We start from the raw sequence: 16,008 nt of genomic DNA, 5'->3' as shown, positions 1-16,008 counted from the left end.
TTTTATATTTTACAATAAATCATCCGCCCTGGTGCCAAAGAAAAACAGGGTGTGATAATAGTAATGCTCATTAAAATTGTAGTTCCCCACATATAGTATATGAACAACACCTGTGGTGGTCTCTACATCTGACAAGTACATTTGATACACTTGATCACATTCGGGATTATCATACCCTAAGGCAGCTCTTTGCTCCCCAGTAGTTTCCCAATTTGCGCCGCGTTTAAAATGCACAAATACCTTTTTGGGAATGGTCTGCATAAAATTGGGGTATTGATATCCGGCACCCGGTACGTTTGACCCATCCCATGCAGCCGCAGGCTCAGCCGTGGACTCTCTTAAAGCTAACAGAACACTATCGGTACCATTAAGTGTTGCAAGTTTGATACCTTCACTATTTAACTCATTGCTAGTATATTTACCTCGAACCACATACATTTTCAATTGCTGCAGATCCTCTACTGGAATGTCTTCTACCGTCCACAATGTGGCTCTAGGATCTAATCTTAATCGTCTATTATTAATTCTTCTTAAATATCTGTTTACCGAATATTGGTTGGGAGATATAAGTGTAACGTCTCCATTAATTTCATTAATTAGATTGGCGCGCTCAAACAAACGAGCTACACTTTGAGTAATTTCCTGAGACTTAAGAAATTCATAGGTAGTCATGTTTACCTTATTGGTTTCATTGCGGGTACCACCAATAATGTAGTCTTTTTTGCAGGCCATCATTAAAACGGCTAACAACCCAATGAATAATATCTTTTTCATTTTTACATTTTTTTGTTAATAGAACCTCCGCATGCAAAAAGTCTTGACACTATAATTACCAGCTTGTTTTTCCATTCCAGTAAGGAGTTTGCTGAATCATTTTATTCCGCAATAAAATATTACTACCTACCGGCCAATAATAACCTTGCTGATTATAGCGAGCGGCGTCTATATGCGGCATATTTTCAATAAATCCGTTACGTATGTAATCAAAGAACAGTTTACCTTCTCCCTGTAGTTCACTTGTGCGCTCTTGAAGGATAGCTTTTAATACATCACTACCAGAATAGTTAGACAAGCCTGCTCTTTGTCTTATTTCATTGATAATAGGAATGGCTTTACTAGACTGGTTAGTATAATAATATGCTTCTGCAAGTAGTAGTTTTACATCAGTAAATCTGAAAACAGGAATATTAGCATCTGCAAAATACCCCAGATATTCGTTCCACTGGCGCGAGGGATCTGGAGTGAATGAAGCAAACTTTGTTAACCATGTTACTAGCTCTCGATCTACCGCCGTTTGACTCACGTCAGAAAAAGGATCGTTATAAGGCGACTCCCAGGCTGCGAAAAACCAATCAGCTCTTTTATCCTGGGGATACTCGGGATACATCATCGGTTTCTTAATGGCCGGAACCCAATTGATACTACTGGCTCTGTCTTTTTTTACATCCCCATCGAAAGGCGGAATTTTACATGTCAAATACTGTATTCCTCCCGCGTCTACACGATAACTCTCTCCCAACGCTGCAGAAACACTTAACTCAAAAACCGATTCAGAAGACTTCCCTTTAAAAAGATTTTGTACCGCCTCTCTTGATCCATAAGAAGCTAATACATACCCCCCGTTAGTAACAACATTTTCAAGATCTGTAACAGCTTGCGTATAGTATTCATTAGGAGACGCTCCATCTCTTTTCTTTAAAAAAGCCATCCACATATTGGCATATCCTGAAAGTGCTAGAGCGCTTCCTTTATTTGCAATCACACCCCAATCATCCGACCCCGGTCTTCCAAAAGAAAGCAAAGAAATGGCCTTAGCAACATCCTCGAGCACAGTATTCATAATTTCGACATCAGGTACGCGTGCTCTATTAATTAATAAATTATCAGCATCTATCACTTGCTCAGAGCTTTCAATAGGATCTAAAATAAGAGGAGCATGCCCCCATATGGTAGCGATATTATAATAAGTGAGCGCTCTTAAGAAATAAACTTCTCCCAAAAGTCTATTTTTATTTCCGCTAGAAAATAATCCGTCATCCATCTTCTCGATACGCGAAAGCGTTAGATTAGCCATTGCAATCACCTTATAATAGTTACCCCAATTAGCCATACCATCTAAGTTTCCCCAAGCTCTCTGATTTGCAGGTATATTAACCGTCTGGTATAATGCATCAGGAGATCCACCATTCCATCCTCTCCTATAATATCCTGTAGTTACATCTCCTCGCTCATACATTTCCGCCGTAACCATAATACCCCTATATAATGCATATACGCCTAATACTGCTTTTTCAGCATCATTCTCATTTGACCAGAAAACGTCATTATAAACCAGATCTATCTGTTCGGGATTGAGAAAGTTTTTGCCGCAAGAAAACAGTACAAAACTGAAAGTGATTGCAATAAGGAGCTTTTTCATTCGTGTAAGATTTATATAATGAAGGCCCGAATAAAGTTTTCTATATATGAATTCAACCTTTTTCATAAGTAAAAAAATTAGAAGTTGATGTTTATCCCCAAAGAGATATTCTTGGTGATAGGATATCCTTGCCCTACATAATACCCAGTCTTTGAAACCTGTCGGGGATCCGGAACATTTGATTTCTTCCACATATACACATCGCGCATGGTACAATAAACCTGAGCATTTCTCATATACAACTTAGACGCTATTCTCGCAGGCAAGGAATAAGCAATGGTAATATTGTCAATATTCCAATAATCACCTTTCTCTATAAACATAGAAGACCTTCTAAATGAGCGTGCACTACCGCCATCGCTGTAATTAATAAAACGCATGGGATAATAAGCATCATCGCCCGGATATTCCCAGAAACGAATTTTATTACCGAAATCATAAAGTGCATTCTGAAAAAATGCAATATTATCATCATACTGAGCTAACATCTCCTGCAAAGAAGTGTTGAAAATGTAATGGCCAAACGCAAATGAGCTCTGAACTCTGAAAGAAAATTGTTTCCATCTAATATTGGTTGAAACCCCTCCCATTACTTTGGGCTCTGGAGATTTGCCCGGAATAATTTTTTTATCATACCCATAATCCGCTCCATCTATCTGGTAATCTCCATTTACATCAGTAAATAATGGCATACCGGGGAATATTTTGCCAGATCGTCCAATAGCCAACCCAGCGTCTGCCCACAAATACGTCATGGGAGTCCCTGTCATAGGATTCACAGGCAAGTCGTCCTCATTTTGAAGAGGCCCTAAATATTCATAAGTATAATACTGGAAACTGGGTTCCCCTACTACAAAAGCATAATCACCATTAATATAATCACGACCGCCGTTACCCAATTTAGCAATAACAGTTTTGTTTCTTGCCAGATTCACAGTCCAATCCCACTGAAAAGAATTGGTTCTTGGAAACAAATACCCCATAATGCTCAACTCATATCCGTTACTAATCATATCAACGAGATTGGAGCGAATAGAATTAAATCCCATAAAAGGAGAAAGTGCTGAAGTAAAAATGAGCCCTTTTTCGTATCGCGAATAGAGGTTAGTATTTATATAAAGACGTTCCTTAAAAAATTCTAGGTCCAGACCATAGTTTACTTCCTCCGAAGTGCTCCAAGAAAGAGAAGTATTCGCTATTTTATTGAAATCGGAAATCAGAACTGTTTTACCATTATAAGTCTTAACGTCTAGTTTATTACTATATATATTTCCTATTCCAGAACCTATATTATTAATTGCAATAAAAGAGTTATACTGTAATAGCGGATCCGGATCTATCTGTCCAGCTCTACCGTATGAGAAGCGTAACTTACCAAATGTTAGTACATCGCTCTTCATCCAAGGTTCTCTAGTAAAAATCCAGTATGTAGATAAGGATGGGAAAGTGGCCCACTTATTATCAGCACCGAATCTAGAATGTCCATCTCTTCTGATAACACCCTCTATTTTGTAGCGATCTTTATATCCATAGGACAGGTTGGCAAAATAAGATAGCATGTTTGACTTTACTACGTCCGAGCCGCCGTTGATAGATTCCTTTTTATATCCTTTAATCACTTTTATATAATCACTCGGACCATCTTCTGCATCTACCCAATCGGTAGACTGACGATCTTTTTTCATCTCTGTACCCAATAAACCCGCTATTTCATGATCATTCACCTCTTTAAAATAACTGAGAACTGAACTTCCCGTAAAAGAGAAGTTTTCACTATTCCAACTCTGTGCATAAGATAAGCTATTGTAAGCGGCCGTGGTGGGAACGAAGTATTGCTTTCTTCCTAAATCAATAAACAACGACCCCTGATTATCCCAAGTAAAGTTTTTCAAGAATTTTATCCTCAATGCATCACTAAACCGCAATTGATAAGTCCCATTTTTCTGATACACATCACTCAATCTACCCGATAATAAATCCAGTTCCTGTTGGGTTCTGTAATAAAGAGAAGAAGGCAATTGTGTTGGGCTTGTTGGGAAAGTGCGCATTCTATCTGTGCTACCTCCTCTTCGATCAAGCAGTGCGAAGTTCATAACAAAGTCGTTATGCACATATTTACCAATATCACTTACTACGCTGGAATTCACCGAAAACCTTTTAAAGCCAATTCCACTCAAAATACCCTTTTCATCATAGTATCCTAGCCCAATACGATAAGCCCCTAGTTCGTTACCGCCATCAATAGCAATATCGTGTCTTTGATTAAACCCATTTTGATAAAAAAGAGCTTGATAATCGTAGGCACCATTAAAAGCTGGATTATTTTTATCGGTAAGTACGGGTGGCAGCATATACCCATAAACCTCAAGCCCGTTACGAACATCGATCCAAGCCTGATCGCCAAACAATGTTCTCATACTAATTTCATATAGTCTTAGCTTTTCTTCTCGTTCTGCCTCACCTATAAATACTTTTAACTTCTCGGGCTTCAGATTTACACCATAGGCTCCATTATAAGCGATCCTTGTCTTTCCTTTACGTCCTCTTTTCGTTTTAATAATAATTACACCATTCGCACCTCTGGCTCCATATATCGCAGTAGCTGCTGCATCCTTTAGTACATCAATAGATTCAAAGTCATTAGGATTTAATGTTGCAAAAAAATCGTTCTGTGTTGCATCGAAGCCAGCTAAATCACTAAGCGACATAGGAACACCATCTACTATATATAGCGGATTGCTCAAGCCGCTTGCATCATCTGCAGCAGAGAGACTACTGTTACCTCGTATAACCAATCCGCCTGTAGCACCTCCCGGAACGCCTGCTCTTACAATTGTCTGCATACCTGCCACTTTACCTGCCAACACATCTAGGACCGTGGATGTAGGAATATTCTGCAGATCTTGCATATTAACAGAAGCCACCGCTCCCGCCACATTCTTTCTTAAAACATTCTTATATCCCATTACCACCACTTCACTAAGACCGGTACCTAACTCATCTGCACTTAATTTAATAACACGATTGTGTACTTCGGATACGGGTAGTATTTGCGATAAATACCCAACAAATGATATCATTAATGAGTCGGAAGCTACAGCATTAATCGTAAAGCTCCCATCATCTGAAGTCATTGTAGTTGTTCCTGATTTAATCGCCGCTACAGTAACACCGTGTAATGGTTTTCCGGCCTGATCAGTAATCGTTCCTTTAATAATCTCATTCTGCCCAAACATTACCTGAGGTAATACACTGAGAAAAATCAACAATACTGATCGTAAAATTGAGAGAATAACAAGCGAACATCTCATAGCATGAGGTTTATGTCAGGCAATAATTTTATTACATCTAAAATTATGACAAGCCATGATATAAACGCTCGATCTGACATAATTGATGATCGGGAACGTTTCCGGAAACGTTCCCGAATGCCAATAATTGCATCTTAGACATGCTACCATATAGAGAGTAAGTACAAAACTACCCCCTACGTATCCAATGGCGGATTTCGTTACAACAACTATCTATTTTTATTGCAAAACAAAAGCAACTCTGTAATGAGCATCGACATTAAGCATCAATCAAAAGCAGAGGCGGCATGAAATCTGCGAAGATTAATCATATTATTAGACAGTTCAAAACGGTTCCAGTGCCGATGAAGCACCATAGCTGCTCCTATGGCAGAAGCCTGTGATACAGATGCCGCATACACTTCAATATGAGGATAGGCATCGGCCAACAATTGCATATAAACTTCATTCTTTGCGAAACCTCCATCCACAAACAGTTTTTTTATTGTATTATTTATCACCAAATCAGTGGAGGCCTTCTGCGCCAATACAATTTGTTTGATGAAATTCATATAAGCTTCTTCGTAACTCGCATACGCTGACACATCAAAAGAGGTAAGGTCTTTCAACGGAGGTTCTTTTCTGATTAAGTTTTTATCAAAAGCAATCTTCTCAAAATAATTCAGTTCAGTACCGAAATAATCCGACAATTTTTTAACCACAATTTCATGAGCATAGCCAGCCATCAAGCGGGAGGATTTCACCGTAGCTCCCTCATAGGTCATATAACACAGGCAATCGTTCTCCAGCTCACTCTGGGTAAGGGGTGTATTATTAAAAGCATTCATGCTAATACACCAGGTACCGGTAGAAATCAGCAAGAATGGCTCATTTACATGTTTAATGTAAGGTATAAATGCCGAAGAGCTGTCATGTAGTCCTACTCCGCATTTTAACGGCTTATTATTGTAAACTATATCTATTACATCTGTTCCGGGAAAAAGAGGTGGCATCTTTTTATCAATTCCTTCCTTAAACACCCAGTCATGATAATTACCTGTAGTAAAATCCCACAATGCCGTATGACACCCGATACTGGTGATATCAGCGTAGTGCTTTCCCGATATCAGAAAACTCATATACTGCGGCAGATGTAAGGATGCGGCAATTCTTGAAAAAATTTCAGGGCGACGATATTTCAATGCATACAATTGCAATCCGGAGTTCAGGTTGCCCAATGCAGGAGAGGCAGTTGTCAGTGATATAGCTTCCTTTGTGCCGTGTGTATCATAAAACTGCTTTTCAATTTCAATAGGATAAGGTTTCAGATAATTGTATAAAGGTGTAACTATATTATTTTCTCTATCAAGATGCACAAAGCTAGCCCCATATGCAGAAAAATTGATAGCCTTGATGTCGTAGGTGCTATCTTCGAGATATTCGCTCAGTGTATTTCTCACCCATTTCGAAAGTACCTGTAAGTTTTCACATGGAAAACCATCTTCATCTTCTATTTCCGTAAATGTTTTAGAAGACTCCTCCACGATCTTGTAATCCTCATTAAAAAGAAAAAACTTTTTATTGGTTTTTCCAATATCAAATATAGCAATTACCGACACCAAGACTATCTATATTTAAACAATGATCAATCACACAGCTAATATGACTAGGCCATCCTTATAGGCCAGTAGCCACCGTCTTCTCCCCGCGTTTTCCTATAAGTTGTTGCCTTACCTTAGCATCTCTAAATAATTGTAGGGGCTGCAAAGCACCACCGGCCCTCAAGCGGGCTTCTGCTACCAGTGGCCGCAAATCGGTTCGAAATGCATGTTGCAAAATCTCTTGAGCAGCTGCCACATCATTACTCATCTGCGCTTCATTAAGCGCTTTAGTATCCACCAGCAGCGCTTGTGCATAAGCCAGTTTAATAGCTTCTACACTTTGCAATAAATCCTCAAGTGGGTCTTTTACATTATGACTGGCATCAATCATCCATCCCAAATCCGTTGCATGATTCATACCACGAGCATCCATTCCCTCTACCAACTCATTAAATATTAAGAAGAGCTGATACGGTTTAATACTTCCCACCGTCAAATCATCATCACCGTATTTACTATCATTAAAATGGAAACCACCCAGCTTACCTTCGCTAAGCAACAACGCAACAATCTGTTCAATATTTGCATTAGGCAGATGGTGCCCTAGGTCTACCAATGTATAAGCCTTATCACCTAATTTACTTGCATATAAAAATGATTGCCCCCAATCACCTACTGTAGTGGAATAAAAATTAGGTTCATAAGCTTTATACTCTACAAACATCTTCCAGTCGTCGGGTAACGCTTTATATACCTCTTGCAAGCATTCCAGCGTATTATTAAACGCCCGTCTAAAGTTCAACTGTCCGGGGAAGCAGGAACCATCGGCCAGCCACACTGTTAGCGATTTAGAGCCTAATTCAATACCATAATTTATAACTTCAATATTATGCTCAATTGCTTGACGACGCACAGCCTTGTCTACATGCTGCATAGAGCCAAATTTATAACTCAAGGCCTGCCCTTCCTGATCCTGAAAGGTATTGGAGTTCATAGCATCAAAGCGAAGTCCCAAATCCGCTGCTAAGTTTTTAATAGCCTGCGGATCTCGGGGAATATCCCAAGGGATATGCAATGATATCGCACCACTGCTGCGATTCAACCGATGTAGCAATCCTATATCCTCCAGTTTTTCTTCAAGGCAAGAAGGTTCGCCACCTCCACTAAAACGCCCGAAACGAGTACCTCCACTTCCTAATGCCCACGATGGAATTGCAATCTGAAAATCGATTAGCTTGTTAATAATATCTTCAACCCCTTCAATTTCCGAAGTTAAAAACTCCAACCGCTTCCTATGCGCAGCAAGCCCTTTCTCGTTATGTGCATCTATCTGCGACTGACTTATAATCATATAACCAAGCTTTTTTACAATTTAGTAAATCTTTTTAAACCGATATATGCCCAAAGTGCTTATCGCAGGAAAGCCTGCGCCACGCCACCATCTACATTCAATACGTTTCCTGTAGATTTATTCAACAATCCACTTACAAACACAAAACACGCATTGGCTATATCTTCCGGAAGAATCACTTCTTTCATGAGCGTGCGTTTAGCATAAAACGCTGGCAATTCCTCCACTGTAATACCATAAGCTTTTGCACGTCCCTCAGCCCAACCGCCGGCCCAAATATTGGAGTCAACAATTACAGCATCTGGATTTACAGAGTTGACACGAATTTTATCATCCCCCAGTTCTGCAGCCAATAAACGCGAAAGATGCGCCTGAGCAGCTTTTGCCGAACCATAGCCAGCGTTATTAGGACCAGCCACTACAGAATTTTTCGACACAATATTTATGATATCGCCACCTATATTTTGCTTACGCATTACTGCTACTGTAGCTTTCGATACCATAAACTGCCCTTTCACCAGTATATCGTACAGGCGATCCCATTCCTCTATCGAATGTTCTGCAATACTCTTCGAGATGCTAATACCCGCATTATTCACTACAATATCCACACCGCCAAAAGCCAGTATAGCGTCTTCCAGAGCGGCATCGATAGAGGTTGCATCTGTTACATTCAGAGTTACGGAAGTTACCGCATCTTTACCAAACTGTTTGGTAAATTCCTCTACCGTAACCTTCATTCTTTCTTGATGAATATCGCTGATAATCACACAAGCTCCTTCCTGTGCAAATTTTTTAGCTATAGATTTACCAATACCACCACCGCTTCCGGTTATCAGTGCTACACGTCCACTTAAAGGTTTAGGTTTGGGCATTCGCTGCAATTTAGCTTCTTCCAGCAGCCAATATTCAATATTGAAAGCTTCCTGACGGGGTAGCGATGTGTATTCGGAAATAGCTTCAGCACCACGCATCACATTAATGGCGTTAATGTAGAACTCTGCCGCTACCCTTGCCGTTTGTTTATCTTTCGCAAAAGCAAACATTCCAACTCCCGGGTAGAGGATAATTACCGGGTTAGGATCGCGCATCGCCGGACTATCAGGATGCTTACAGGTTTCATAATACTCCTTATACATCTGACGGTAATCTTCAAACAATGGCTGCAACTTTTCTTTTACAACCGCTACATCATCTAAATTCTCATCAGGAGCGAGATTCAATACCAGCGGACTTATTTTCGTACGAAGGAAATGATCCGGACATGAAGTTCCCAAAGGCGCCAGTCGTTCCAAGTCATTGGAATTAATATACTCTAATACGCGTTCATCATCGGTAAAATGTCCTATCATTTTTACATGTGAGGAGCAAAAGCCGCGCAGCACAGGGGCCAGAGCGGCAGCTTGTTTCAATCTTTTTTCCTTGGACAGGGGCTCCATCTTAACGCCACCAAATACAGGCCTTTTTTTACCAATATTTTGCTCAATATATGCTGCACATTTTTCAATTACCTCCAATGTATTCATATAGCTTTCGTAGGCCGTATCTCCCCAGGTAAACAAACCGTGAGAACCGAGCATAATTCCTCTGATACCGGGGTTCTCTTCTACACAACGTTTCAACATCAGCCCCAACTCAAATCCTGGTCTCTGCCAGGGCACCCAACCTATAGTACCTCCAAAAAGCTCTTTAGTAATCGCTTCCCCATCCTTAGCAGCAGCAATGGCAATAGCTGCGTCAGGATGCAAATGATCGATATGTTTAAATGGTAGAAAAGCATGTAAAGGCGTATCTATGGAAGGTGCCTTAGACTTCAAATCATAAATGCAATGATTGAATAGCTCCACCATTTCATCCTCATACTCCACCCCACGGTATACTTTTGTAAGGCTACGCAGTTTATCTACATACAGCGCAGCAAGGCCGCTCTTTTTTAATGTTCCTAGGTCACCACCGCTGCCTTTCACCCACATCACTTCCGTATCTTCACCGGTAAGGGGATCTTTCGCAGTTACTTTGCAAGAGGTATTGCCTCCTCCATAGTTAGTTAGTCGCAAATCTGCACCCAATAAATTGGAACGATAAATCAACAATGCCACCTCATCTCCAGCTAATTCCGCCGCTTTGGCTTCATCCCACAAATAACTTACATGTTTAAACTTCTTTGTTTCTGTACCCATAATCATTAATTTATAAAACGCCTCTAAGAGTATTTGATATACTATTACTAAATCATTTTAATCAACCTACCGCATCGAATTGCCCCAGCCTACTAACAGCACCGATAGCAGTATTACCAGAATTCCTGCAATTACAGTTACTAATGTTTTTTTACTTACACCTTTCCACTCTTTCAGTATTAGTCCCCACACATTGGCAATAAGAATAATAAAGGCCATATGTAATATCCACGAGCTGGCACCGTTTCCTAGCTTGCTTTCCCCCATGCCGTAAAAGAAAAATTGCAAAAACCAGGTAGTACCAGCTAGTGCACAAAAAATTATATTACGTATAACAGGCGCACTGCTATTAGCGTAGTCGCCGTAAGTTTTATTACGCACATTAAGCAGCAAGCACCATATCAGATTTGTAGTAAGTCCTCCCCACAGTATAACGATGTATGATACATTATTCTGAAAAAGAAATTCACCTTGTCCCGGATGTGCTTCTTTCCATAAACTATTAGCTACTTCGGCCATGGGCTTTGCCGCTTCTATACCAAAGTTGAAACAAGCGCTTAATATACCTGAAACAATTGCTACAAATATTCCCAGCCCAAATTTATACTCGTCCTTACCGGAAAGATGCGCCTCAGCATCAGAATCAGGACGCGCTTCCTTTCCTCCTACACCCGCCAATTCTTTTTCTTTCATCATTCCTGCCTTGCCACAAAGTACTATCCCCACAATACATACTAGCAATCCTGCCAATACGGTACGTCCCCAGCCGGTATGGGTAAGACTAGTAATCATATCCTTGCCTTCGGCCGGATTGAACTGATAATAAATAGCCGGAATCAGCGCACCAAACACCATACAAAGTCCAAGAATAACACTGCTTCCTAACGAAACTCCCAAATAACGGACCCCTAATCCATATGTTAACCCCCCAATGCCCCATAATACACCGAACAAATAAGCGTATCCGATTACCGATTTATCTGCCTCCGCAATAATTTGTGTGAAATCGGGAATCGTCAACCAAGCTGCTATAGGCGGAACAACCAGCCAAGAAAACAAACCTCCGATTAACCAATAAGTCTCCCATGCCCAACCCTTTACTTTTTTATAGGGTATATAGAAACTACCGGAAGCAAATCCGCCGATAAAATGAAAAATAACTCCTAATAAGGCATTCATATGAACAAGTGTTTCGTTTAGCTATTATTTACAGATTGACGACCCGAAAATAGGCAATGTAAAATCCGCAACCATCATGCTCCATCATGACTATTTTCATAGGAAAAAATTGTTATACCTGACATTGCGAAGAATTACTTTTGTAAGAAATTCCAGAGTCTTTGCTTTATCAGATTTTAAAAATATATGCACGGCTTGCGAAACCACTGTTTTTCCACTCTTTGATTGTGGACAAACAAAGCATGCTCAAGCTTAAAGGTCCGTTGTTGATTGCTAGCAATCACCCTAACTCCTTTCTGGATGCAATCATATTTGATATATTGTTTGACCTTCCCATCACTTCATTAGCCCGTGGTGACGCATTCCAGTCCAAACAGGTTTTTCGCATACTGCGTATTTTAAAGATGCTTCCTATCTACCGTATTAGGGAAGGAGCGGAAAACCTCCACATTAATTATCAGACATTCGACGCCTGTATTGAAATTTTTAAAAAGAATGAAGGGGTTCTGATATTCAGCGAGGGGTTATGTGTAAATGAATGGCGTCTACGACCTCTTAAAAAAGGAACTGCCCGTCTTGCATTGAAAGCCTGGAAGGAAGGTATTCCCTTGAAAGTACTGCCCGCAGGAATTAACTACAGCTCATTCCGGCGTTATGGCAAATTGATTCATGTGCGCTTTGGCGAACTTATTGGAAAAGAACATTTCGATCTTTCTCTTGCAGAAGGCAACGTCTATAACCAATTCAACGAATTGCTACAAGCACAACTACAGCAATTGGTTTATGAAATTCCAGGTGGAAACTACAACCTCCTACAGGAAAAATTCGGAAAATCACCCCGAACCACAAAGAGGGTTCTGGCCCCACTTGCTCTCATGGGTGCGCTTCTTCATGCACCATTGTATGTATTAGCAAAACTCATTACACAATTATTCTTTTCGAAAAGCATCCATTTCGACGCAGTCATTTTTGCACTGCTCTTTTTAAGCTATCCTGTTTACTTACTCTCAATAACGCTTCTGGCATGTAGTATCTGGGGCGGATGGGGTTTACTATGCTTGTTACTATTATTCCTTACGGCAGCTTGTTATGTAAAATATGATATCAGGCTAGACAAATAGGTTAGTTGCTGTTAATTACAGCTTAGCATTTTTTATATATGGTTAGAATAAAAAAACCCGGCTTGAGGCCGGGTTTAATATGATGCTAAAATCACTTTTCATTAAGCAGTGATTTTACCTTTTGCTTTAGCAATTACTTCTTCGGCGATGTTGTTAGGAGCCGGAGCGTAATGCGAGAACTCCATAGTAGAAGATGCGCGGCCAGAAGTCAGCGAACGCAGTTGGGTTACATATCCAAACATTTCGCTCAGTGGCACTTTAGCCTTAATAACCTGAGAGCCTGCACGGGTATCCATACCTTCCATCAAACCACGACGACGGTTCAAGTCACCAGTAACATCACCCATGTATTGCTCTGGAGTAATTACTTCTACTTTCATGATTGGTTCCAGCAGAATCGGCTTAGCCTTGCGAGCAGCTTCGCGGAAACCTTGTTTAGCACAAAGCTCGAAAGACATAGAGTCGGAGTCAACCGGGTGGAAGCTACCGTCGAATACACGAATCTTCATGTTATCTACTGGATAGTTGGCCAACACACCGGCAGTCATAGCTGACTCGAAACCTTTCTGAATCGCAGGTACAAATTCACGAGGAATAGCACCACCGAAGATATCGTTAACAAACTGGAAGTTCTTATCAGGATTTTCTTTCTTCCAATCTTCATCTACAGGACCGATACTGAAGAAGATATCAGCGAACTTACCACGACCACCGGTTTGCTTTTTCAGGATTTCGCGGTGTTCAATAGTTGCAGTAAAGGCTTCTTTATAAGCCACTTGAGGAGCACCTTGGTTTACTTCTACCTTAAACTCGCGACGCATACGGTCTACAATAATATCCAGGTGCAACTCACCCATACCGCTCAGAATGGTTTGTCCGGTATCTTCATCGGTTTTTACACGCAATGTGGGATCTTCTTCTACCAGCTTAGCGATGGCCATACCCATTTTATCTACATCGGCTTGAGTCTTAGGCTCAACCGCAACTGAAATCACAGGCTCGGGTATGAACATGCTTTCCAGTACAATGGGATTATTTTCGTCACAAAGGGTATCCCCAGTTTTAATTTCTTTGAAACCAACAGCAGCTCCGATATCACCGGCTTCGATGAAGTCGATGGGGTTTTGTTTGTTGGCAAACATTTTCATGATACGGCTGATACGCTCTTTCTTACCACTTCTTACATTTAATACATAAGAACCAGCCTCAAGACGACCAGAATAAACACGGAAGAAAGCCAGACGACCTACGAATGGGTCGGTCATGATTTTGAATGCCAAAGCGGCGAATGGTTCTTTTACATCCGGCTTTCTGCTCAGAATTTTTTCAGGATCTTTAGGATCTGTACCTTGAATAGCCTCGATATCAACTGGTGAAGGCAGATAGCGACAAACAGCATCCAGTACGGTTTGTACCCCTTTATTTTTGAAAGAGGATCCGCACATCATAGGAACGATGCTCAGGTCGATACAAGCCTTACGTATAGCTTCATGAATTTCGTCTTCAGTAATAGAATTAGGATCATCGAAGAATTTCTCCATCAGGGTATCGTCGTACTCCGCTACCGCCTCGATAAGGTTAGCTCTCCAGTGCTCCACATCAGCTTTCATTTCTTCCGGAACTTCAACCTCTGTATAGGTCATTCCCTCTGTAGCCTCGTCCCAAATAATACCTTTACCGCTGATCAGGTCTACAACACCTTTAAAGCTGTCCTCAGCACCAATTGGCAATTGTAAGGGAACCGCTTTTGCGCCAAGCATATCTTTCACCTGCTGTACCACGTTTAAGAAGTCAGCACCCTGGCGGTCCATTTTGTTTACGAAGCCGATACGAGGAACTTTGTAACGGTTGGCCTGACGCCATACAGTTTCAGACTGAGGCTCTACCCCATCTACTGCAGAAAACAGGGCAATCAGACCATCCAGCACACGCATAGAACGCTCTACCTCTACGGTAAAGTCCACGTGCCCCGGAGTATCAATAATATTAAAAGAATACTCTTTAGTTACACCCGGAACGTTTTGTCCATTTGCTGTAGGGAAGTTCCATCTACAGCTTACAGCAGCAGAAGTAATGGTAATGCCTCGTTCTTTTTCCTGCTCCATCCAGTCGGTAGTAGCACCACCATCATGTACCTCACCAACACGGTGAATCATACCTGTGTAACGTAGAATACGTTCGGTTGTAGTGGTCTTACCGGCATCAATGTGAGCGGCAATACCAAAGTTCCTTTGAAATTTTAAATCTGCCATAATTATTCTTGATTGAATTATAAACTTTTAGTTCCCTTAAACAATTGACTTATAATCAATTACCAAAAAGGTAGTATAAGCCATAAATTTAAGGGTGCAAAGGTAAGGAAAAATAAGATTTGTCTTTCCTAATTTATATTGTCTGTGGAAACTTTTTATAAATCTCTGTCGAAACAATATTTAATTGACAGTTTAGCGATTTAAAAACCAATATTCATCTAAAAAAACAGGGCATTCATCGAAGCAGAAGGAGCACTTATCGATTTTTTTTTCAAAAACTACCTTTTCTATCTAATCTATAACTTTACATTAAAATGTAAAACCTCTAAAACGAAGTAGAACTTTCAATATCTCTAAACAACATAATGACGAAAAGTAATTTCCTGTAAAGACGAAAAAGAATGATAGCCTGAGGTTTTGCGATTGCCCTTTATGTATGGCGTTTTTAAAGTTGCATCACCCCATATCTATAATCAATTGCTATTAAAGCAACCGAAACCAACTGCAGTTTATTTTTCGTAAGAGACCGATTCGGTCTCTTTTCTTTTAATGTTTAAACATTTTTTTTATTTTTAAGCCCTTAATAACCAATTTCTACTTATTATCTTATTAATT

General features: G+C 40.4%; 9 protein-coding genes. 1 reads left to right on the top strand and 8 read right to left on the bottom strand.

The window, feature by feature from the left end; translation table 11 throughout:
* Positions 1–9: 9 nt before the first annotated feature.
* The 7 genes from V2H41_RS02875 to rhaT form a co-directional block, all read right to left on the bottom strand.
* A complete protein-coding gene (locus V2H41_RS02875) occupies positions 10–774 on the bottom strand; it encodes a hypothetical protein (RefSeq protein ID WP_330973614.1) in 765 nt (254 codons plus the stop codon).
* 55 nt (positions 775–829) lie between these two features.
* Positions 830–2,419, bottom strand: coding sequence for a RagB/SusD family nutrient uptake outer membrane protein (locus V2H41_RS02870; protein WP_330973613.1), 1,590 nt, complete (start codon positions 2,417–2,419; stop codon positions 830–832).
* A 77-nt stretch (positions 2,420–2,496) separates the two neighbouring features.
* A complete protein-coding gene (locus V2H41_RS02865) occupies positions 2,497–5,730 on the bottom strand; it encodes a SusC/RagA family TonB-linked outer membrane protein (RefSeq protein ID WP_330973612.1) in 3,234 nt (1,077 codons plus the stop codon).
* A 266-nt stretch (positions 5,731–5,996) separates the two neighbouring features.
* Positions 5,997–7,328, bottom strand: coding sequence for an FGGY-family carbohydrate kinase (locus tag V2H41_RS02860; protein ID WP_330973611.1), 1,332 nt, complete (start codon positions 7,326–7,328; stop codon positions 5,997–5,999).
* A gap of 58 nt (positions 7,329–7,386) precedes the next feature.
* Positions 7,387–8,661 (bottom strand): sugar isomerase, encoded by a 1,275-nt coding sequence (locus V2H41_RS02855; protein WP_330973610.1) that lies wholly within the window; start codon positions 8,659–8,661, stop codon positions 7,387–7,389.
* Positions 8,662–8,720: 59 nt separating this feature from the next.
* Entirely contained in the window at positions 8,721–10,841 is a 2,121-nt protein-coding gene (locus V2H41_RS02850; RefSeq protein WP_330973609.1) for a bifunctional aldolase/short-chain dehydrogenase, read from the bottom strand.
* Between the two features lie 66 nt (positions 10,842–10,907).
* Positions 10,908–12,020, bottom strand: a complete 1,113-nt coding sequence (gene rhaT / locus V2H41_RS02845) for an L-rhamnose/proton symporter RhaT (RefSeq protein WP_330973608.1) — start codon at positions 12,018–12,020, stop codon at positions 10,908–10,910.
* A gap of 227 nt (positions 12,021–12,247) precedes the next feature.
* Between rhaT and V2H41_RS02840 the strand changes: the two genes are divergently transcribed.
* Positions 12,248–13,141, top strand: a complete 894-nt coding sequence (locus tag V2H41_RS02840; RefSeq protein WP_330973607.1) for a 1-acyl-sn-glycerol-3-phosphate acyltransferase — start codon at positions 12,248–12,250, stop codon at positions 13,139–13,141.
* Between the two features lie 101 nt (positions 13,142–13,242).
* Here the strand turns inward: V2H41_RS02840 and fusA are convergent, their stop codons facing one another.
* Entirely contained in the window at positions 13,243–15,393 is a 2,151-nt protein-coding gene (gene fusA, locus V2H41_RS02835; RefSeq protein ID WP_330973606.1) for an elongation factor G, read from the bottom strand.
* Between the last annotated feature and the right edge of the window lie 615 nt (positions 15,394–16,008).

The organism is Niabella digestorum, from assembly GCF_036409055.1.
Taxonomy (GTDB): Bacteria; Bacteroidota; Bacteroidia; order Chitinophagales; family Chitinophagaceae; genus Niabella; species Niabella composti.
This window is presented reverse-complemented; position numbering and strand designations above follow the sequence as displayed.

What these genes read in the sequence shown, in the direction of transcription:
- V2H41_RS02875 (WP_330973614.1), bottom strand. Translation starts at nt 774, where the DNA reads ATGAAAAAGATATTATTCATTGGGTTGTTAGCCGTTTTAATGATGGCC.
- V2H41_RS02870 (WP_330973613.1), bottom strand. Translation starts at nt 2,419, where the DNA reads ATGAAAAAGCTCCTTATTGCAATCACTTTCAGTTTTGTACTGTTTTCT.
- V2H41_RS02865 (WP_330973612.1), bottom strand. Translation starts at nt 5,730, where the DNA reads ATGAGATGTTCGCTTGTTATTCTCTCAATTTTACGATCAGTATTGTTG.
- V2H41_RS02855 (WP_330973610.1), bottom strand. Translation starts at nt 8,661, where the DNA reads ATGATTATAAGTCAGTCGCAGATAGATGCACATAACGAGAAAGGGCTT.
- V2H41_RS02850 (WP_330973609.1), bottom strand. Translation starts at nt 10,841, where the DNA reads ATGGGTACAGAAACAAAGAAGTTTAAACATGTAAGTTATTTGTGGGAT.
- rhaT (WP_330973608.1), bottom strand. Translation starts at nt 12,020, where the DNA reads ATGAATGCCTTATTAGGAGTTATTTTTCATTTTATCGGCGGATTTGCT.
- fusA (WP_330973606.1), bottom strand. Translation starts at nt 15,393, where the DNA reads ATGGCAGATTTAAAATTTCAAAGGAACTTTGGTATTGCCGCTCACATT.